We start from the raw sequence: 19804 nt of genomic DNA, 5'->3' as shown, positions 1-19804 counted from the left end.
TTATTTTTCCTCCAACAGGTGCGTGTTGAATTCCGTGCGCAAGGCGTCGATGCCTTCCAGGCGTTCGGCCAGCTCGGGGCATTGCAGGGTCAGGCAGGCGATCAGGGCTTCGACCTGGGCCAGCGCCGGCACCAGGCTGTCGAAGGCCGAGACCGATTCCACCGGGGCGCTGATGATCAGGTCGGCCAGCTCGCGCAACGGCGAAGCATAGACGTCGCTGAACAGCACCACCCGGGCGTGCCGCGCCTTGGCCGCGCTGGCCACACGCAGGGCTTGGGCCTGGTAGCGGCGGTAATCGAAAATCAGCACCACGTCCTGGCGCTGCACGTCGAACAGCCGGTCAGGTAGCTGGGCGTTATCTTCCAGGGCAAAACAGTCGGCGCGCAGCAATCGCAAATGGTTGAGCAGGTAGTGGGCCAGGAAGCTGCTGAAGCGCCCGCCGAAGCAATGCACCTGATGGCGGCTGTCGAGCAACCACTGCACGAGAATGCGCACGTCTTCGGGTTGGGTCAGGGCCTGGGTGTCGACGAGGTTGCGTTGGCTGGCGGCCAGGTACTGGCTCCAGGTATCGCCTTGCTGCAATTTGGCCCGCGGTTGCAACAGCGTGCGAGGGGAGCGCAGGCGATGGTCCATGTCACTGAGCAGTGCATCCTGGAATTCGGCATAACCGCCAAACCCGAGTTTTTTCACCAGCCGCACGATGGTCGGGTCGCTGACGCCGGCATGGTCTGCCAGACGTGACATCGGACCGAGGCCATTGCGTGGGTAGTGATCGAGCAGGGCACGTACGACCTTGCGTTCCGACGGCGTCAAAATCAGGCCGGGATCGGTAATCAGGTCTCTGAGGGGCGGCATCCGTGCTCCTTGCCTGGATGAATGTTGGTTTTCTTTCATAACTCCTGAAAACAGTATTTATGTAGCTGGTGCTACATGTCCAGTGGTTTTTACGTTCCGTTTAAAATGCTCCAGAATTGTGCGAAAGCCTTGTAGGAGTTGGCCGCGGCCAGGTGGAACCGATATGTCAGTCGATACTTCTGGATATGTGGGACATAACGCCTTTTTGTCTCACTTATTTGATTTCGTATAAGGTGCTGTACAACTAAACCTGTGAATATCCCGCCCATGGGACCCGTTCGATTACCCGAGAATCCAGTGTGCAAACCACTCGCCTGACGTTGATCTGCCATGCCCGCACCGCCGCCCAGAAGTTGGCGCACTTCGGTCTGGACGAAGCGCTGGACGCCGACTGGCTGGCGCGCCGTGGGCAGGTCGAGCACGGCTATCGAAACGTCCGGCAACTGCTGTGCGGGCCGGAACTGCGCACCCGCCAGACCGCCGCGCTGTTCGGCGACGAGCCCCAGGTGGACCCGGCCCTGGCCGATTGCGATCTGGGACGCTGGCGCGGGTCGTCCATCGATGAATTGCTCAAGGTTGAACCGCACGCCCTGCAAACCTGGCTCGATGATGCCGAGGCGGCCCCCCATGGTGGGGAGTCCGTCGTCCAGTTGTGTCGGCGTGTCGGAGACTGGCTGACCCGCCTGGAAACCCGACCGGGGCACCTGCTGGCCGTCACCCACCCTTTTGTGATCCGCGCAGCCTTGATGAATGTCTTGGGCTGCCCGGCCGCCACATTCAACCGGATCGACATTGAACCGTTGTCCACCCTTGAGTTGCGTTTCAACGGCGTATGGCGATTGCGCGCCGAGGGACCTGGCCAGGAGTCGCCGCGATGAAGAAGTTGTCAGTCATTGGCATTGGGGCAGGCGATCCGGATCACCTGACGATGCAGGCAGTCAAAGCCTTGAACCGCTTGGACGTGGTCTTCCTCATGGACAAGGGCCCTGCCAAGGACAAGCTGTTGGACCTGCGGCGCGAAATCTGTCGACGCTACATCGTTGATCGCACCTACCGTTTCGTCGAAGCCTACAGCCCGGAGCGCCAACGCGGCGAGCTGGACTACAAGGACAGCGTCGAAGCGCTGAACCGCGCCAAACAAGCCACCTTCGAACGCTTGATCGATGGAGAACTGTCCGACGGGCAGCGAGGTGGTTTTCTGGTGTGGGGCGATCCGGCGTTGTACGACAGTACCGTGCGTATCTTGCAGGCGATGCTCGACGCGGGCCGCTGCGATTTTGAATTCGAGGTGGTCCCTGGTATCACCAGTGTCCAGGCCCTGGCCGCCCGGCACAAAGTGCCGTTGAACAGCATTGGCGGTTCGCTGGAAATCACCACCGGACGCCGCTTGGCGGCGGGGCAGGTGGGCGATGCGGCGAGCGTGGTGGTGATGCTCGATGCCGAGGACGCCTACCGCCAGGTGAGTGATCCCGATACGCAGATTTACTGGGGCGCCTATGTGGGGACACCGGATGAAATCCTCATTGCCGGGCGGCTGGGGGATGTGGCCGATGACATCGAGCGCACCCGCAAGGCCGCGCGAAAGGCCAATGGCTGGATCATGGATACTTATTTGTTGCGTAAACCTCAATGACGCTTGCACATCAACCTGTGGCGAGAGGGCATGTGGGAGCAAGGCTTGCCCGCGATACAGGCGATGCGGTCTTCCAGAAATCGAGGCGCTCATATCGCGAGCAAGCTTTGCTCCCACATAAATGCCCTCATCACCAGTAGGCTATTTATCCCCGCCCAAACCGCTCCCGATACACCGACGGCGCCAACCCCACCACGCTGCGAAACGCCACGCGAAAGCTCTCCACCGAGCGGTAGCCACACAGTTGCGCGATGTTGTCGGTGTTGTTCCCGGTGCTTTCCAGCAACTCGCGGGCCCGGGCCAGGCGTTCGTGTTGCAGCCAGGCCTTGGGCGACACGCCGCAGGCTTGGGTGAAATGGCGCAGGAAGGTGCGTTCACTCATGGCCGCCTGGCTGGCCAGTTCGCGCACGCCAAGAGGCTCGTGCAGGCGCTCGCGGGCCCATTGCATGACACTCGACAGGTCGCTGCGTGGCGTACGGCTGACCGGCGAGGGAATGAACTGCGCCTGGCCGCCCGTACGTTGCGGCGACATCACCAACCGGCGCGCCACCGTGTTGGCGACCTGGACGCCATAGTCCCGTGCCACCAGGTGCAGGCAGGCGTCGATGCCGGCGGCGCTGCCCGCCGAAGTGATGACCTGTCCTGAGTCGACATACAGCACATCCGGGTCGACCCGAACGGCGGGAAAGCTCTCGGCCAACTCGTCGGTGTAGCGCCAGTGAGTCGTGGCGCCCAGGCCATCGAGCAGCCCTGCGGCGGCCAGTACGAAGGCCCCGGAACAGATGGACAGCAGGCGCGCACCACGGGCGTGGGCCCGGCGTAGCGCGTCGAGCAACGCCGGGGAGGGGGGCTCGCTGCGGCTGCGCCAGCCTGGCACGACAATGGTCCGGGCGGTTTCGAGCAGTTCCATGCCGCCATCGGCCAATACCTGGAAGCCGCCCATGGCGCGCATCGGGCCGTCATCGACCGCGACGATCCGATGTTCGTACCAAGGGAAATCGAATTCCGGGCGCTCCAATCCGAAAATCTCGACGGCGACACCGAATTCGAAGGTGCACAGGCCGTCGTAGGCGAGGATCGCGACCAGACCCGGGAAAGGCTGCATTTGTCGGAAAGTTCCCACAGAGTGTCTTGTACGCCACTGTAGCGGCAAGCATCGGGGGGATAAAGTCTCTTCATGCCTTTCTCTACCCCTGGAGTACATCCCCATGACCAGCCTGGTTCGCGAAGTGCCTGCCGCCCCTGCCGATATCGCCCTGCAGCATTTCAGCCGTCGTCTGTCATTCGAAACGGATTGTTCCGACGTTCACGCCAGCCAACAGGCCGGCAGCGTCGATTTTGTGCTGGTGGACGTACGCGGACCGCTGGCCTATGAGCGCGGTCACGTACCCGGGGCGATCAACCTGCCGACCCGCACGCTCACCGCCCAGGCGCTGGCCGCCTATGCCAAGACCACCCTGTTCGTGGTGTATTGCGCCGGTCCCCATTGCAATGGCGCGAACAAGGCGGCGGTGCGTCTGGCAACGTTGGGTTACCCGGTCAAGGAAATGATCGGTGGCGTCATGGGTTGGCTCGATGAAGGCTTTCGCCTGACCGGCTCGGTGGAGCGCGTGGCGGACGAGGCGATCCGCTGCGACTGTTGATTCTGCGTCACAAGCAGATTGCAAACAGGCTTTTGTGGCGAGGGAGCTTGCTCCCGCTGGGGCGCGCAGCGGCCCTAATAAGGGTGACGATGCCTTCATCTGACGGACATCAAGGGCTGCTGCGCAGCCCAGCGGGAGCAAGCTCCCTCGCCACAGGGGTATTTGCCTGTCCCGGGGATGTTTACCTGTCAGGTTTTTCGCAAATCCTCTGACCGCCAGCCGCACCTGGCTGTTTTTATAACTATTTGTCGCTTCAACATAATTCCCCTCCTGAGTGCCCCTCTAGACTCCCGGCCACTTCGGTTTTTGCTGACCGAACACTGCCGACGAATCTGCCCATAACGATCCAATAAAATACCTGCACACTCAGGAGCGAAAATGAAGAAGCTAGCCATGTTCGGTGCCCTGGCACTGTCCGTGTTGTCCCTGTCGGCCGTGGCCGAAGACGCCAAGCCGATCCGCCTCGGGATCGAAGCCGGTTACCCGCCTTTTTCGATGAAAACCCCCGACGGCAAGCTGGCCGGCTTCGATGTCGATATCGGTGATGCGCTCTGCGCACAGATGAAGGTCAAGTGCGTCTGGGTCGAGCAGGAGTTCGACGGTCTGATCCCTGCGCTGAAAGTGAAGAAAATCGACGCGATCCTGTCGTCCATGACCATCACCGACGATCGCAAGAAAAACGTCGATTTCACCATCAAGTACTACCACACCCCGGCGCGCTTCGTGATGAAGGAAGGCTCCAACGTCAAGGATCCATTGGCAGAGCTCAAGGGCAAGAAAGTCGGTGTGCTGCGCGCCAGTACCCATGACCGTTTCGCCACCGAAGTGCTGGTGCCTGCCGGTATCGACCTGGTGCGCTACAGCTCCCAGCAGGAAGCCAACCTGGACATGGTCGCCGGCCGACTCGACGCCATGCTGGCCGACTCGGTCAACCTCGACGAAGGTTTCCTGAAAACCGACGCCGGCAAAGGCTTTGCCTTCGTCGGCCCGACCTATGAAGACGCGAAATACTTCGGCGGCGGTGCTGGCATTGCGGTGCGCAAGGGCGATAAGGCCCTGGCCGATCAGTTCAACGCGGCCATCACCGAAATCCGCGCCAACGGCACATACAAGAAGGTGCAGGACAAATACTTCGCCTTTGACGTCTACGGCCATTAATCGCTGAACCCCAAGGTGGCCCGCCATTGACCCGGCCGGCCACCTTTTTCATGGGCGATTGTTTACCCTGCGCCTATCGTAATGCCGCCATTCGGAGCCCCTCATGCAACGCATCGACCATACCTTGCCATGGAGCCACCTGGGCACCGAGCGCCGACTCAGTGTGTTTCGTTACGGCCATGGGCCGCGCAAGGCCTACATCCAGGCCAGCCTGCACGCCGATGAACTGCCGGGCATGCGCACCGCCTGGGAGCTGAAGCAGCGGCTCAACGATCTTGAGGCCCAGGGCTTGCTCAAAGGTGTGATCGAACTGGTGCCGGTGGCCAACCCCATTGGCCTGGATCAACATCTGCAAAGCGCCCACATGGGGCGTTTCGAACTGGGCAGCGGCAAGAATTTCAACCGTTCCTTCGTGGAGCTGAGCGCACCGGTGGCGCAACGCATCGGTGATCGCTTGGGTGACGACCCGGCCGCCAATATCACCCTGATCCGCCAGACCATGGCTGAGGTACTCGATGACTTGCCAGCACCGCCTTCGCAACTCGAAGCGCTGCATCGCCTGCTGCTGCGCCATGCCTGCGACGCCGACATCACCCTGGACCTGCATTGTGATTTCGAGGCGGCGATCCACTTGTACGCCTTGCCGCAGCAGTGGCCGCAATGGCGCTCCCTGGCCGCACGCTTGAAAGCCGGTGTGGCGTTGTTGTGCGAGGATTCGGGCGGCAGTTCGTTCGACGAGTCCTGCTCCTCGCCCTGGTTGCGTTTGGCCAAGGCCTTTCCCATGGCGGCGATCCCTGCGGCGAACCTGGCGACGACCCTGGAACTGGGCAGCATGGGCGATACCCGGGTGGAGCAGGCCCAGGCCAATTGTGAAGCCATCCTCGGGTTTCTGGCCGAGCAAGGTTTCATCGCCGGGGAGTGGCTGCCGGCGCCGGCGCAGTGCTGTGAAGGCTTCCCGTTCGAAGGCACCCAATACCTGTTCGCGCCGCACCATGGCGTGGTGAGTTTCCTGCGGGAGGCTGGCGAATGGGTGGAGCGGGGCGATCCGCTGTTCGAAGTGGTCGATCCGTTGAGTGATCGGGTCACCACCGTGCGGGCCGGCACCAGCGGCGTGCTGTTTGCCCTGGACCGTGGGCGCTATACCCAGCCGGGGATCTGGCAGGCAAAAGTCGCCGGGCGTGAACCGATTCGTACGGGGAAATTGATCAACGACTGATAACTGCTGTCTACCTCACCGCACGTGCGTTGCCGCGCGGCTATCGAAACGATGGAGGAAGATCGATGTTCAAAGCGCTCGCCCTGTTTCTGTTGCTGGTCTCGTCCGGGTTGCAGGCCCAACCCTCGCTGCACACGGACCTGCCGCTCAACTACCTGGCCCAAATCGATGAGCAAGCCCGGAACCGACCGCTGGTGATCTTCCTGCACGGTTCCGGCAGTAACGAGCAGGACCTGTTCGCACTCAAGGACGAGTTGCCGCGGGATTACAACTACCTCTCGGTGCGGGCGCCCAAGAGCACGGAGCAGGACCGTTACCAGTGGTTCGCCAAAAAGGGCGAGGGCGCCTATGACGGTGACACCTCGGACCTGAAGGCCAGCGGCCAGATGCTGCTGGATTTCATCGACAAGGCCCGGGCCAAATATTCGACCGACGCGAGCAAGGTCTACCTGGTGGGTTTCAGCCAGGGGGCGATGATGAGCTACGAAGTGGCCTTGCGACACCCCGAAGCCGTCGGTGGCATTGCCGCGATGGGCGGGCGAGTTCTATCGGTGCTGCGGGCGGAACTGACCCCCGATGAGTCGCGACGGACACTGGCGGTGTTCATCGGCCATGGCACGGCAGACCCGATCATTCCCTACCACGATGGCACCGAGGCCAACACCTTCCTGAAGACCCTGGCACTGGAACCGGAATTCCATGCCTACCTGGGCCTGGGCCACAGCATCAGTGCGCAGGAGGTGCAGGACCTGCGAGCCTGGTTGGAGCGTCTCAACCCCTGACCCCTGTAAATCCCTGTGGAAGCGAGCTTGCTCGCGATAGCGGTGGGTCAGCTTGCATCAAAGTTGGCTGTGCCGACGTCATCGCGAGCGAGCTCGCTCCCACAGGGTGTCGGGTAGCCAATGTGGGAGCGAGCTTGCTCGCGATTGAGGGCTATGCGGTGCCCGTCACTGACCGCTGGCGATCTGTTTCACCAACGCCTCATGACCGGTCTTGTCGCTGGCCCGGGAGATGATCTGCACCACCGCCATGCGCGTGCCGGAGGCACCTATCAACGTCGTGTCCAGGGTTGGCCCGCCGCCCTGGGTGGCGCTGGTGTCGAGTTGGCGCAGACCCAGCCCTGTGCCTTTCTGGGTCAGGCTTTTTTCGCCGAGGATCTTGGCGTCCGGCAAGGCTTTGGTTTTCTGAACGGCGAAGTCGGCGAAGGTGATGTCGAGAAAGGCATTGTCGTTGTCCTTCACATTCGCGCCGTTGACGATGGTGTTTTCAGCGGTGATCACCACGGTTTTACGGGTGGCATTGCTATACATTATGCCCGTTGCTCCGGCCGTACCCTGGGTCAGTTCACCGGCGGGCAGTGGCGTCGCCGTGAAACCCTTGGGCAGGGTGAAATTGAGCTTGCCACCCAGCAACGAAATCTTCTGCGCCGGTGCATCGCCAGTGGTTTTGGCCGGGGCCGCATGGGCGGTTGCCACGACCAGGCTGGCGATGACCGTCAGCCACAGGGCAGCGGCTTGTTTACTCAGCAATGACATTGAAACGCTCCACGGATGGTCGTGCTCGGAGGCTGATCATCCCATGGGCGCTGCACTGGATTCCAGCGCGCAGGAACGCCTGGCCGGCCCCTCGCGTTCGAAATGCTCAGTGATGAAGTCAATAAAGGAGCGCCACACTGCGGTCAGCGATCCCAGTAGGGCACTTCGCCAAAACACGCCAGGAAGAAATCGATGACGGTGCGGACCTTCACCGACAGGCGTCGGCTGCCCGGCCAGAGGATGGCGATCTGTTGGGGTTCGAGGCTGTTGGAGGCCTGGTAATCCTCCAGTACCGAGACCAGCGTACCGTTGCGCAACGCTTCGCCGATCAGCCAGGACGGAAACATCACTAACCCCAGGCCTTGTTCGGCGGCCTGGGTCAAGGTGTCGGCGTGGTTGCCGGTGATCGGGCCCTTGACGCTGTAGGGTGTCCAGGCCTGGCCCGGGCGGCGGAAGAACCAGCGCTGCTGGCCGGTCACGCCTTTGTAGGCCAGGCATTGGTGAGCCGCCAGGTCCTGGGGTTTGAGCGGCGCGCCGTGGCGAGCCAGGTAAGCGGGGCTGGCCGCGATCTGGAAACGATGGGGGGCGACGACCCGCGCCTGCATGCCTGAGTCATGCAACGGGCCGATCCGAAACAGCAGGTCTGCGCCTTCCTGCAGTGGGTCGACGTAACTGTCGGTCTGCTGGATCTCCAATTGCAGCTTTGGGTAGCGTTCGCATAACTGGCCCAGCCACGGCGTCAGGTGGCGCTGGCCGAACACTACTGGGGCGTTGATCCGCACCAGCCCGGAGGGCTCGCTGTGCTGTTCCTGCAAGGCTTGTTCGGCCTCCTCCAATTGCACCAGTAACAGCCGCGCATGATGCCCCAGCAGGCGGCCGGCTTCAGTGGGGGAGACGGCGCGGGTGTGGCGATAAAGCAACTGCTGGTTCAGGGCCTGCTCCATCAGCTGGATCTGTCGGGAAATCGATGACGGGGCCAGGCCTTCGCGCCGGGCCACTTCCGAGAAACTGCCGTGATCGAGCACCGCGACAAACAGGCGAAGCGCCTTGAAGCCAAGTTCATTGAGGCCGTGCATGGGTGGCTGTCCTGTGCGTACTACGCAAAAGTGTTGTCTGGATACTCCCATTTATCGCACAGACGCACCAGCCGATAATGCCGGCCATCCTTTTCCAAGTGGGTCATGACTGTGCAGGTTTCCTCATTGAACGAGGCCGCTCCGGTGACGGCTGCCGCCCAACCGCGGTCGTTCTTGCGCTGGCTATTGCTGCCCGTGGTGATCCTGGCCGGTATGGGCTTGTCCGTAGAGGCCGGCCTGCTGGGGCCGCTCGGGGTGCAAGTCGGGCATTTGTGGGCCACCCTGAGCATCTTTGGCGTCGGCTCGGCGATTCTCTTCCTGCTGTTACTGCTTAGCGGTCGGCAACAGGGCCCGGCCTTGAATGAACTGCCACGCTGGCAACTGATCGGCGGTTTCCTGGGGCCCGTCTACGTAGTGGTGCTGACACTCGCCACGCCCCACATCGGGATCGCCATGACCATGGTCGCGATCCTTTCCGGTCAGGTGGGCAAAAGTGTGTTGATCGACCATTTCGGCTGGTTCGGTGCGAGCCGCAAGCGGGTCAACGGCGAACGTTGGCTGGCGTTGGCACTGATAGTCGTGGCCCTTGTCCTGATTGCCCGAGGTTGAATATGAGTCTGTTTATTTTACTGCTGGTGGTTGTCGCTGCGGGTGCGGTGCTGAGTGTGCAGGCGGCTATCAACGGCCGCCTGGGCCAGACGGTCGGTGTGCTGCGCAGCAGCCTGCTGACGTTTACGGTGGGCACGGTGACCACCGGGTTGCTGATTGTGTTTTTCGAACCGGCCCACGCGGTCACCTTGTTGGATGTGCCGAAATGGCAGCTCAGCGGTGCGTTGTTCGGCGTTGTCTACATGATGGTGATGGTCGGTGCGGTGCCGCGGGTGGGGGCTGGCGTGGCGACGGTGGCGGTGATCGTCGGGCAATTGGGCATGGGCATGTTGATCGACAACTTCGGCTGGCTGGGCAACCCGGCCATCGAGTTGTCCGGTAGCCGGATCCTGGCCATGGCCTGCCTGGCCTTGGCGCTGGTGTTCATGTATCGCAGCAATGCACGGCAGGCCTGAAGGTCTCAGCTGGGTTCGACGTTCAGTCGCAGGCTGCCATCGTCCAGGCGCTCGGTGCTCCGGACGATGCCACTGATTTGCCGACCTTCGGCGCTGAACACCACGATCTGGGCTTTGTCCAGGTCGTCCGGCAGCGGTGGGCGTACGTGCAGCACATACCACGCCGGTTCGGCGTCGTCGAAGCGTTTGACGTCGAATTGGCAAGTGGCACTTTGGGTCTGGTGCCCAAGCAGCGAGTCCAGGCCGTAATAGAAGTGAGTGCTGTCGGCAGCAAGGGGCATGTGCATCGGCGGTCTCCTGGGGCGCTCGGTGGATGTTCAAGTGATCCTGCCAGGAATGGAAAATTCCATCGGGTGAACACTGGAGATTAGCGCCCCCGCCATCCGAGCCCCGACAGATCAAAGGCCCGGCACCCCGTTTTTCCACACCGACCAGTTTTTCACAATGTCCTGCACCAGCGGGTTGCCGGTGCGGAACAGGTTTTCCAGGGCCGGGACGAACGCGCCCTGGTCGGCGTACTTGAGCAGGTTGTCCACTTCATTGCCTCCGGGCTCGGGACGGTCGAAGTCGGACCCGGCCCGCAGCACGGCCAGTCGATTGATGTCCACCCGACCTTCACGACTGGCCCGTAGCAAGGCTTCGTAAGTCGAGTTGTCTTCCTGTTGAGTGGTGCAGTAGACGCCTTTGTTGTCGGTGAGCAGGCGGGTCCAGACTTCGGCGCGTTCGCTCAGGCGCGTGCCGGAGAACCAGGTATTGCCCGCCAGGGTGTCACAGCGGGTCACCACCGGCGGTTGGTTGGCCGGGGCATACGGGTACTTCAAGCGCCAGGCCGCCGATTCCTTGCTTTCGGCCAAGGTCACCTGCTGGCTGAGGGCGAAGGCCTTGGCCTGCAGGGCCGGGTTGAGTTCGAAAACTTCCGTCTTGTAGTCCAGCGGCGGTTTTTCGTTTGGCCCTTTGGTGTTGATGCCCAGGTAGCCGGTGGGCCAATCCTTGGGCACATCCCGCGAATCCAGCTCCCATTGGGTGCCGAACTCCACCAGGTAATGGGCCCAGGCGGTTGTGCCGAGCGTGCCGTGGTGCGGGTTGATGCCGGCGATCCCGGCCACCAGGAAATAGCTCTTGCGCAGATCGACGCTCGGGGAGAGCGCCAGGGCCAGGGTCGAAGCCGCCGCGTTGGTCTGGCCCATGCCGGTAATCAGCAGGCAGACCCGTTCGGCATTGCAGCGGATCGTCGGGTACTCGGCGGACAACCCCGGTAGACGGATTTCCTCCTTGAGCTGCAAGCGTTCGATCCAGTTCTGCGCCTCGGGGGCGAACATCGTGATCAACACCACTTTGGGTTGAAGCGGCGGCGCGGCCCCGGCGGTTGCCGCGAAGAGTGCAGTACTTGCCAGGCCGATTGAAGCAAACAGGCGATTGATCATGTGTTCGTGACCTCCATGGATTCGAAAGGGTGCTGCTACGGTTTGCTCAAAACTGATAGCCAACGCCAGCGTAGTATCCCCACCCATCGGAGCGGGCGCGGAAGTTGCCATCGCCAAAGTTGAGTTCGCTGCCATCCTGCCAGTTGCCGCCGTTGTGGAAGTAGCGGCCCACCAGGGTGAAACGCACGTGGGTGAACGCGTACAGCAAGACGTTGGTGGAGACCGTGGCGTTGGCGGTGCGGGCGGGGTTGTCGTTGTGCAGGTCCGAGCCGAAGTCGAAGTTGGTGAAGCCAATGTACGTCAGCGAAGCACCATTGCTGAACTGGCTGATTGGCACGATGTACTTGAGTTGGGCGCGGTAGCCGTCCCAGGAATATTCATTGCTGGCGCCATAGTTTTCCCATTGATAACGGCCATAGAAGTTAGCCGACAGATTAACCTTCGAGTGAGTGTCGATGTCGGTGCCCAGGCCGCTGTACAAGGTGTTCGCGCGATTGGCACTGTTGCTGCCGTGGTCGTAGATCCAGTCGAACGCCACATACCATTCCTTGAACGGCCCGATGGCCAGGCTGCGGCCGGCCAGGTAGTCAATGGAAATACGCGGTTCGTGTTCCATGAACACGGGGGAGCCGTGGTCCCACACGCCCTTGTCGTGGCTGTTGCCAATGTTGAAAATCTTCGGAATGTCGACGTAGCCATAGAGCTCGAAGGGCCCCTTGCGTCCGAAGTATTCATATTCCAGGTAGATATCGTCGACCGGTTGCGGGCCGAAGCTGATGTCCTTGCTGCCGATGAGCGTGAGGTCCTGGTTGTACCAGTCCGACAGGTAGGCGCCTTTTTTCGAAGGGGCGGCCTCAGCACTGAGGGCTTCGCCTTGGGCGGACACCTCGGTGGGTTGGGCTTGGGTCGTGGCGCTGAGTAGTCCGGTAACGGCGGTCAGTAGCAGGGTGGCTGCCAATAGGCCGGGCGTGGCGCGATACCGGGAAGTGAAGAGCATGGAAAGTCCTTGTTCGTGCGGGCCGAAGCCCGTGTTCCGTGATTGAAAAAAACCGTCGATCCGCTAGCGGCGATCGATCGCGCAAACGTTTGCACATCTCGTACCAGTTTTTCGCAGTGGCTTGAAAAGCCTGGAATTGAAGCGGTTTTCCTGTCCTATTGGTCAGGCTGGGTGCGCTGGATGCTTCACAATCGCCTCAAGTGGCACCAACGTGTTGCACGGGCGAATGCTCGGCACGGCACTGAGTCGGTGGCGTTGCTGTTAGAATCGACCCCTTGACTGACCAGAGGTATGTCCATGAGCGAGCCGATTCGCCTGACCCAGTACAGCCACGGCGCCGGTTGCGGCTGCAAGATTTCGCCCCAGGTGCTGGAAGTGATCCTCGCCGGCAGTGGTGCGCAGAACCTCGATCCCAAGCTGTGGGTCGGCAATGCGTCTCGCGACGATGCCGCGGTGTATGCCATCGACGAGGAACGCGGGGTGGTCTCGACCACCGATTTTTTCATGCCGATTGTCGACGATCCCTTCGATTTCGGTCGCATCGCCGCCACCAATGCCATCAGCGACATCTACGCCATGGGCGGCGACCCGCTGATGGCCATCGCGATTCTCGGCTGGCCAGTCAACGTATTGGCCCCGGAAATCGCCCGGGAGGTGATTCGCGGCGGTCGGTCCGTGTGTGACGAGGCCGGTATTCCCCTGGCTGGCGGGCATTCGATCGACGCGCCTGAGCCGATTTTCGGCCTGGCAGTCACGGGCCTGGTACACAAACGCCACATGAAACGCAACGACACGGCCACCGCCGGTTGCCGCCTGTACCTGACCAAGCCCCTGGGCATCGGCATCCTCACCACGGCGGAAAAGAAAGGCAAGCTGCGCGCCGCCGATGTTGGCCTGGCCCGTGACTGGATGTGCACCCTCAACAAACCTGGCAGCCGCTTCGGCAAGCTCGACGGCGTGACCGCGATGACCGATGTCACCGGTTTCGGCCTGCTCGGGCACCTGGTGGAAATGGCCGACGGCAGCCAACTGACCGCGCGCATCCGCTATGACGCGGTGCCGCGTCTGCCGGGTGTCGAATACTACCTCGACCTGGGCTGCGTGCCGGGCGGTACGCTGCGCAACTATGACAGCTACGCCAGCAAGGTCGGTCGAGTCCAGGAACTGCACAAACGCGTGCTCTGCGACCCACAGACCAGTGGCGGCCTGCTGATTGCCGTCACCCCCGAAGGCGAGGGCGAATTCCTGCGGGTGGCCGCTGAACTCGGCCTGGCGCTGGAGCCCATTGGCGAGTTGGTCGAGCGACAGAGTCACGCGGTCGAGGTGTCTTGATGAGCCATGACATCACCGATTACCGCGATATCTTCCTCCATGACCGACCGATGATGGACACACGCGCCCCGGTCGAATTCATCAAGGGCGCGTTCCCCGGCGTGGTCAATTTGCCGTTGATGACCGACAACGAACGGCAACGGGTCGGGACCTGCTACAAGCAGCAGGGGCAACAGGCCGCCATCGTCCTGGGGCATCAACTGGTGTCCGGCCAGACCAAGGCCCAGCGCATCCAGGCCTGGGCGGCGTTCGCCAAGGCCCATCCCGACGGTCTGCTGTATTGCTTTCGCGGCGGCTTGCGTTCGCAGATCGTCCAGCAATGGCTCAAGGACGAAGCGGGCATTGACTACCCCCGGGTCGGCGGTGGCTACAAGGCCATGCGCACGTTTTTGCTGGACACTGTCGAGCATGCGGTCGCCCAGTGTGACCTGGTGCTGTTGGGCGGCATGACTGGTACCGGCAAGACCGAAGCGCTGGGCCAGTTGAGCAACAGCCTGGACCTGGAAGGATATGCCAACCATCGCGGTTCGAGCTTCGGTAAACGCGCTACCGGCCAGCCTTCCAACATCGATTTCGAAAACCGTCTGGCCGTGGACGTGCTGAAAAAACGTGCCGCTGGCATCGAACAGTTTGTGCTGGAAGATGAGAGCCGCGCGGTCGGCAGTTGCGCCTTGCCGCTGTCTTTGTACCAGCGCATGCAGCAGGTTCCGATGGTTTGGCTGGAAGACAGCCTGGAGCGCCGGGTCGAACGGATCCTGCAAGATTACGTCATTGACCTGTGCGCGGAATTTGTCGCGGTACATGGCGACGAAGGTTTCTCGCTGTTTTCCGAGCGATTGCTGGCAAGCCTGGACAACATCCACAAACGCCTGGGTGGCGACCGTCACCGGCGTTTGAAGGACATCCTGGAAACCGCCCTGGCCGAGCAGGCCCACAACGGCGCCGTCGACGTGCATCGCGGTTGGATCGAGGGCTTGCTGCGTGAGTATTACGACCCGATGTACGTGTTCCAGCGGGAAAAGAAGGGCTTGCGGATCGAGTTCTCGGGGGAGCAGGCGGCGGTGCTGGCGTATTTGCGCGAGCGGGCGGCCCGGGGCAGGTGAACTCGCAAGTTCAGGCCAGCCTTAAACTGCTACCCCTGTGGGAGCGAGCTTGCTCGCGATAGCGGTGTGTCAGCTACATCAATGCCAATGGGGTTGACGCCATCGCGAGCAAGCTCGCTCCCACAAAGAGATGTGGCGACTTTTTGATCAGGTCGGACAGGTTTCCTGGCCATTGTCCAAACCTTGCTTGTAGCTCTGGCTGGTGAGGCTGGCCTTGCCGTTGTGCCAGGTCAGGGTCAGCACATACAGCGAATCGAAGTCTCCCGAGGCCCAGTCTTCGGTAATGGTCTGCTCCTTGCCCACCGCCTCACCGGCGACCTTGTTGATCAGCTCCGGCAGGTAGCCATGGGACCAGGCGGTATAGATGGTGGAGTTGTGGTACTTGTCGTGCAGCAGTTCGTCAGCCAGGTCGCTGGTGTCGTTGGCTGAAAAATTGATGTTCACCGGCAACCCGAGCTTGATGGCGCTGGGGCTGATGGTCATCAGCGGGCGAATATAGCTGTAGGAGTTGTCCAGCTCACCCTCTTCGACATTGCGGGTAGGGTTGGCCGCGAACACATAGTCGGCCTTGCCGAATTTTTCCGGCAGCAGGGTGGCCAGGTCGATGGCGCGATTGAGGCCTTGGCAGTTGAGCTGGCCCAGGCCGCCGGCGGGTTTCTCGGCGTGGCGCAGGAACACCAGGGTCTGTACACCGTCGGCTGGCTGGGCGCGGCTGACGCTGGATTCCAGCGACAACACCAGGCCACAGACCACAAGCAGCGTCGGTAGCATCAGCCACGAACGGTGTTTGAAACGTCTGGCGAAATTCAGTGGGTTCATCATCGAATAAGTAGTCTTCAGCACGCGTGAGTCAGGCTGACAAACCCTGGCACCGCGAAGCGCTTGGCCTCGGGTGTTTTCCCTGTCGTTACGCCTCGCTGATTCCTCGGAGGCATTGCTCAGAGTCCCTTTGAGCGCTTTGGTTCGATTCTGGCTGCACTGTAAGGCCTCCTGCGGGGAGGTAGGGCGAATGTTAGCGACAGGATGTTGCGGATTTAAGAAGGGCCGATGTGAATTCTGTGACGGGTCCATGGAATTTGAATTTAGCGAATCGTATGCGTTCACAGCTTCTTTTCCTGACTTGTCTCCTCAGCCTTGACAAAGTCTCGTGTTCGTCCGGCACTGCAAGGTTCTGCCTCTCAGCTACTCAAAGCTCTCTTGTTTCATTAACTGTCGTATTTGTCTGACAGGCATTTTTACCTAGACCTGCAAAATGTTGGTGTTGTACTTTTTTGATGATGCTTACTTTCGATATATCTTTTGCATGAGGCTTGGCAGCTCCTCAGTAATTTGCGAAGGTGCTGTTACATTTTGTAGCTTTTGCGAATAACTTTGAAACGCCCGCTGTGTATGGTTAGTTCGCCTAAACAAAAAGTTGAGGGTTGACAGGAAAATCAACAACCGCTAAATATTGGGTTCAGATGACAGCCAAGGAAGGCGGAAAATGATTAGGATAACGCCTGGGTATTGTCTCGCGTATGTTTGTTGTCTTAACAAACTCTCTCCCTGATTATTTACATCGGTGTGTGTCTACGGCTCACCACTCTACAGGGGTGGATGATTTGCTGCGGTCTTCGGAATTTATGTTTTGCACGAAATATCTGATTCAGGTATGCCTTTAGTAAGTTAAGCCTGGCACTGGTGTGTCTTGTTTCTAACTTCTAGGTCAGGGCGCTCTTTGGTTGATGGTGTCACGCTTAAAGCTTGATGCGCCAAATTATAAATATAAGGGTTTCTTTATGTCTCAGGCAGTTCCTCATGATTCGATACTTGATCTTGTGTTGGGTCACTGCTGTTCATCACCTGATGCGGTAGCTATTGTGGTGGGTGATAATGTTGTCACATATCAAGAACTAAGAGATAAGATATGCAAGGTGTCTGCATATATTCAGGACAGAGGTGTAGAAGTCGGAAGCGTCATCGCTATTATGCAAACTAATATTGGTGATGCGCTTGCCTCTATGTTGGGATGTCTACACGCGGGGTGCATTTACTGCCCTATAGACTCCTTTATGCCTCCTGCAAAAATACAACGTACCTTTGCCGTAGCCAATGTCGAGTTCGTTCTATCCGAACAAAGCCTTCCTTATATTTGGCAAAGCGATGATCCTGAGTTTGTCCACTATAAGGAGCTGCCTACACCTGCATCCTATACTGCTCTCACACAACGCTACCATCCCTTGGCCTACATCATGTTCACCTCTGGCTCAACTGGAGACCCCAAAGGAGTAGCTATTGGGCATGCCAATCTGATTGAGATATTCCGGGGGTGGGACGAGGTCTATCAATTGAAAAAACTCAAAAGGCATCTCCAATTCGCCAGCCTTTCCTTTGACGTGTTTGCTGGTGACTGGCTTCGTGGGCTTTGCTCCGGAGCCATAATCTATGTGCCTTCTTCAACCGAGAAACATGTTGTTGGAAATTTGGCTGACTTTATTGTCGCCCACCAGATAGAGTGCGCTGAGTTTACTCCAGTCATTCTTAGGGAACTCTGCAATTATGCGTTAAAAAATAACGTCAAGCTGAGCAGCTTTAAACTGCTGATTGCTGGGTCTGATGTTATGCGTGTTAGAGAGTTTAAGGATGTTCGTAAAATAATTTCTGACGACTGTCGATTAGTGTTTTCATATGGAACCACCGAAACAACCATAGATAGCACCTATTTTGAGGCTACCCGTGAAGCGCTAAATGAGCTCCAAAATGATGCTCCTCTTCCTATTGGTGTGCCCTTTCCATGCACTCTAATTGCGATCCTAAAGGATGACGGTACGCATGCTGATATTCATGAGATAGGAGAACTCTACATTGGTGGAGGTGGTGTTGGTCAGGGGTATTTGCACCATGACGTCAGAACCTCAGGTCGATATCTGCGTCGTCTACCGCTTGGGCGCCATGCTCGATGGTATCGGACGGGCGACCTGGCCTCATATGATGGACAAAACGTCAATCTTCATGGTCGCGCCGATGCTCGGATTAAAGTACACGGAAAACTCATAGATCTCACAGAGTTAGAGGCGCACTTACGCGCCCATGAAGATGTATTGGAGTGCGTCGCCACCACAACACTGCATGACTCAGATAAAAAAATACTTTTGTTGGTAAAGCTCAAGCCGACTAGTGTCGCGCTAAAGCGCAAAGCAATCGTTCGGCATGTTTCCAATCTTGAGGATTATCCTGTCAGCAGTAACGATATTTACTTTGCTAAGGACTTGCCGGTGACCATAAGTGGCAAGATAGATCGAGTTGAAGCTAATAGGATAGCCATCACACTGCAAGCGGGAGCGGGCAAATGAGAGTTCTTCAAGTTGGTGCGGGCCCCACGGGAGTTAGTCTATTCATTCAGCTATGCTCTCAGCTTGAGAGACAATATTCCGTACTTGAGTACGTTATAGCTGATGAGCGAAAACCGGGTTCGGGTCTAGCTTTTGGTACCGGCTACAGCAGTCATCTTATCAATCTGCCTGCTTCAGTCATGAGTATTAATCCTGATAATCCTCTAGAATTCGTCGAGTGGCGCGCAAAAAATCAATCGTTATGGCAAGAAGCTTCTTCAGATGAAGAACAGGTATGGTCGGAGTTTCCGTCGCGACGCTTGTTTGGGTTGTATGTAGGCCATCAGTTGCAAAATGCGTTGAATGGCGCCTCCTTTGCGGAACTTATTAATACGTCGGTTTCCTGTGTGACACCTATTCAGTCTGTTGGGAAATTTTCCGTGGAGTTTAGCAACGGCGCCAGGGAGATTTTTGACAAGGTAATTATTTGTATCGGGCATGCGCCTAGGTTCCCATTGCTATCCAGTGCATCCCCAAAATTTTTCTGCTCTCCCTACCAAGCTATGGATATACCGAGCCACGCCACGGTGGGGATTATCGGTTCTCGGTTAACGGCGATTGATGCAGCGCTGGCACTCCAAGAAAAAGGTCATGTCGGAAAAATAACCATGGTATCCAGAACTGGCAAACTACCTAAGGTTATTGCGGAGCACTCCGGTTATGACCCAAGCACGTTTATCACAGCTCTGCTGAATGAGAACGACCAAACGCTTGAGTCCATTCTTGCGCGCCATAAAAAAGAACTCGATAGGGTCACAAATGGTCTCATTGACTGGGATGCACTAGCAAAACCCGGAGCGACACGGACCGAGGAGCTTGAATGCGAAATAAGCAATTGCTCGCAGGGTAATCATCTGTGGCAAAGCGTTTTGTTAGCCTCTTATTCGGTTATAGACAAGTTATGGGCGAGACTAAGTGATCAAGAAAAAACCGCGTTCATGGAAAAATACTATGGGCCTTGGATGACGTATTTGGCAGCGTTCCCTGTGCCTAGTGCTGTGCGTATACTGCAGTTAATGCAATGCGAGCAATTAGGGGTTTACTCTGATTTACAGGGGGTCGAAGCAACTGAGCAGGGTTTTGATATTTATCATGGGCGAAACGAATGCTTAAATGTCCAATATTTGATCGATGGACGTGGTGTTGGTTATGGGGAGAAGGACCTAAAAGAAGTGCCCTTGTTGAGGAATATGTTAGCCAATGGCTCGGTCACGACCCACCCATTGGGTGGTATCTCCATAAACCCGCTAACTTATCAAGCACTCTCCAACCGTCGTAGTGAAATCCCTGGGCTCTTTGTCGTGGGTGATTTGACAAAGGGAGAGTTCCTGGCCACCACTGATGTAGTCCGCAACGTCATGCACAGCGTCGCTGCCAGCTCCGCTATCCTTTCTTGA

20 protein-coding genes are annotated in these 19804 nt (G+C 58.8%); 12 read left to right on the top strand and 8 right to left on the bottom strand.

Annotation, left to right across the window (positions count from 1 at the left end; genetic code table 11):
- Entirely contained in the window at positions 1-855 is an 855-nt protein-coding gene (locus AB4N80_RS24255) for a MurR/RpiR family transcriptional regulator (protein WP_122568075.1), read from the bottom strand.
- Positions 856-1154: 299 nt separating this feature from the next.
- Here AB4N80_RS24255 and AB4N80_RS24250 point away from each other — a divergent pair, with 299 nt between their 5' ends.
- Entirely contained in the window at positions 1155-1733 is a 579-nt protein-coding gene (locus tag AB4N80_RS24250) for a histidine phosphatase family protein (RefSeq protein WP_460079216.1), read from the top strand.
- On the top strand, positions 1730-2488 hold the full coding sequence (cobF, locus tag AB4N80_RS24245; protein WP_460079213.1) for a precorrin-6A synthase (deacetylating): 759 nt from the start codon (positions 1730-1732) through the stop codon (positions 2486-2488). The genes AB4N80_RS24250 and cobF overlap by 4 nt, the downstream gene beginning before the upstream one ends.
- A 145-nt stretch (positions 2489-2633) precedes the next feature.
- Here cobF and ftrA read toward each other — a convergent pair whose 3' ends face one another.
- A complete protein-coding gene (gene ftrA / locus AB4N80_RS24240) occupies positions 2634-3593 on the bottom strand; it encodes a transcriptional regulator FtrA (protein ID WP_460079211.1) in 960 nt (319 codons plus the stop codon).
- A 103-nt stretch (positions 3594-3696) separates the two neighbouring features.
- Here ftrA and AB4N80_RS24235 point away from each other — a divergent pair, with 103 nt between their 5' ends.
- The 4 genes from AB4N80_RS24235 (at position 3697) to AB4N80_RS24220 (ending at position 7287) form a co-directional block, all read left to right on the top strand.
- Positions 3697-4131 (top strand): rhodanese-like domain-containing protein, encoded by a 435-nt coding sequence (locus AB4N80_RS24235; RefSeq protein WP_122568079.1) that lies wholly within the window; start codon positions 3697-3699, stop codon positions 4129-4131.
- Positions 4132-4509: 378 nt separating this feature from the next.
- The gene (locus AB4N80_RS24230; protein ID WP_460079208.1) at positions 4510-5289 is read left to right on the top strand and encodes an ABC transporter substrate-binding protein; all 780 of its coding nucleotides are present in this window, start codon (positions 4510-4512) and stop codon (positions 5287-5289) included.
- 103 nt (positions 5290-5392) lie between these two features.
- Positions 5393-6505, top strand: a complete 1113-nt coding sequence (locus AB4N80_RS24225) for a M14 family metallopeptidase (RefSeq protein WP_305470434.1) — start codon at positions 5393-5395, stop codon at positions 6503-6505.
- A gap of 65 nt (positions 6506-6570) precedes the next feature.
- Positions 6571-7287 carry an alpha/beta hydrolase gene (locus tag AB4N80_RS24220; RefSeq protein WP_460079205.1) on the top strand — a complete coding sequence of 239 codons (717 nt, stop codon included), beginning with the start codon at positions 6571-6573 and terminating at the stop codon, positions 7285-7287.
- A 165-nt stretch (positions 7288-7452) separates the two neighbouring features.
- Here AB4N80_RS24220 and AB4N80_RS24215 read toward each other — a convergent pair whose 3' ends face one another.
- Together AB4N80_RS24215 and AB4N80_RS24210 are read right to left on the bottom strand one after the other, a co-directional pair.
- Positions 7453-8040 (bottom strand): DcrB/PsbP domain-containing protein, encoded by a 588-nt coding sequence (locus AB4N80_RS24215; protein ID WP_460079203.1) that lies wholly within the window; start codon positions 8038-8040, stop codon positions 7453-7455.
- Between the two features lie 143 nt (positions 8041-8183).
- Positions 8184-9116, bottom strand: a complete 933-nt coding sequence (locus tag AB4N80_RS24210; protein WP_460079200.1) for a LysR family transcriptional regulator — start codon at positions 9114-9116, stop codon at positions 8184-8186.
- Between the two features lie 111 nt (positions 9117-9227).
- On the opposite strand from AB4N80_RS24210, the gene AB4N80_RS24205 reads away from it, so the two are divergent.
- A complete protein-coding gene (locus tag AB4N80_RS24205) occupies positions 9228-9725 on the top strand; it encodes a DMT family transporter (RefSeq protein WP_305471171.1) in 498 nt (165 codons plus the stop codon).
- Between the two features lie 2 nt (positions 9726-9727).
- Positions 9728-10180 carry a DMT family transporter gene (locus AB4N80_RS24200; protein ID WP_305470438.1) on the top strand — a complete coding sequence of 151 codons (453 nt, stop codon included), beginning with the start codon at positions 9728-9730 and terminating at the stop codon, positions 10178-10180.
- A 5-nt stretch (positions 10181-10185) separates the two neighbouring features.
- Here the strand turns inward: AB4N80_RS24200 and AB4N80_RS24195 are convergent, their stop codons facing one another.
- The 3 genes from AB4N80_RS24195 to AB4N80_RS24185 form a co-directional block, all read right to left on the bottom strand.
- On the bottom strand, positions 10186-10467 hold the full coding sequence (locus AB4N80_RS24195; protein ID WP_305470439.1) for a hypothetical protein: 282 nt from the start codon (positions 10465-10467) through the stop codon (positions 10186-10188).
- Between the two features lie 111 nt (positions 10468-10578).
- Entirely contained in the window at positions 10579-11604 is a 1026-nt protein-coding gene (locus AB4N80_RS24190) for a purine-nucleoside phosphorylase (RefSeq protein ID WP_460079196.1), read from the bottom strand.
- A gap of 46 nt (positions 11605-11650) precedes the next feature.
- Positions 11651-12601: a nucleoside-specific channel-forming protein Tsx gene (locus tag AB4N80_RS24185; RefSeq protein WP_460079193.1), complete on the bottom strand. Its 951-nt coding sequence runs from the start codon at positions 12599-12601 to the stop codon at positions 11651-11653.
- 297 nt (positions 12602-12898) lie between these two features.
- On the opposite strand from AB4N80_RS24185, the gene selD reads away from it, so the two are divergent.
- The gene (selD, locus tag AB4N80_RS24180; RefSeq protein ID WP_460079190.1) at positions 12899-13933 is read left to right on the top strand and encodes a selenide, water dikinase SelD; all 1035 of its coding nucleotides are present in this window, start codon (positions 12899-12901) and stop codon (positions 13931-13933) included.
- Positions 13933-15036, top strand: a complete 1104-nt coding sequence (gene mnmH, locus AB4N80_RS24175; protein WP_305470443.1) for a tRNA 2-selenouridine(34) synthase MnmH — start codon at positions 13933-13935, stop codon at positions 15034-15036. Before selD ends, mnmH begins: the two co-directional genes overlap by 1 nt.
- A gap of 147 nt (positions 15037-15183) precedes the next feature.
- Here mnmH and AB4N80_RS24170 read toward each other — a convergent pair whose 3' ends face one another.
- Entirely contained in the window at positions 15184-15858 is a 675-nt protein-coding gene (locus AB4N80_RS24170) for a histidine phosphatase family protein (protein WP_122568087.1), read from the bottom strand.
- A gap of 956 nt (positions 15859-16814) precedes the next feature.
- Between AB4N80_RS24170 and AB4N80_RS24165 the strand changes: the two genes are divergently transcribed.
- On the top strand, positions 16815-18368 hold the full coding sequence (locus tag AB4N80_RS24165; RefSeq protein WP_460079186.1) for an AMP-binding protein: 1554 nt from the start codon (positions 16815-16817) through the stop codon (positions 18366-18368).
- Positions 18365-19804 (top strand): FAD/NAD(P)-binding protein, encoded by a 1440-nt coding sequence (locus AB4N80_RS24160; protein ID WP_354336813.1) that lies wholly within the window; start codon positions 18365-18367, stop codon positions 19802-19804. The genes AB4N80_RS24165 and AB4N80_RS24160 overlap by 4 nt, the downstream gene beginning before the upstream one ends.

This window comes from Pseudomonas sp. H3_A02 (genome assembly GCF_054671965.1).
Note: the sequence above shows the minus strand (reverse complement) of the source record. Positions and strands in the feature narration are given on the sequence as shown.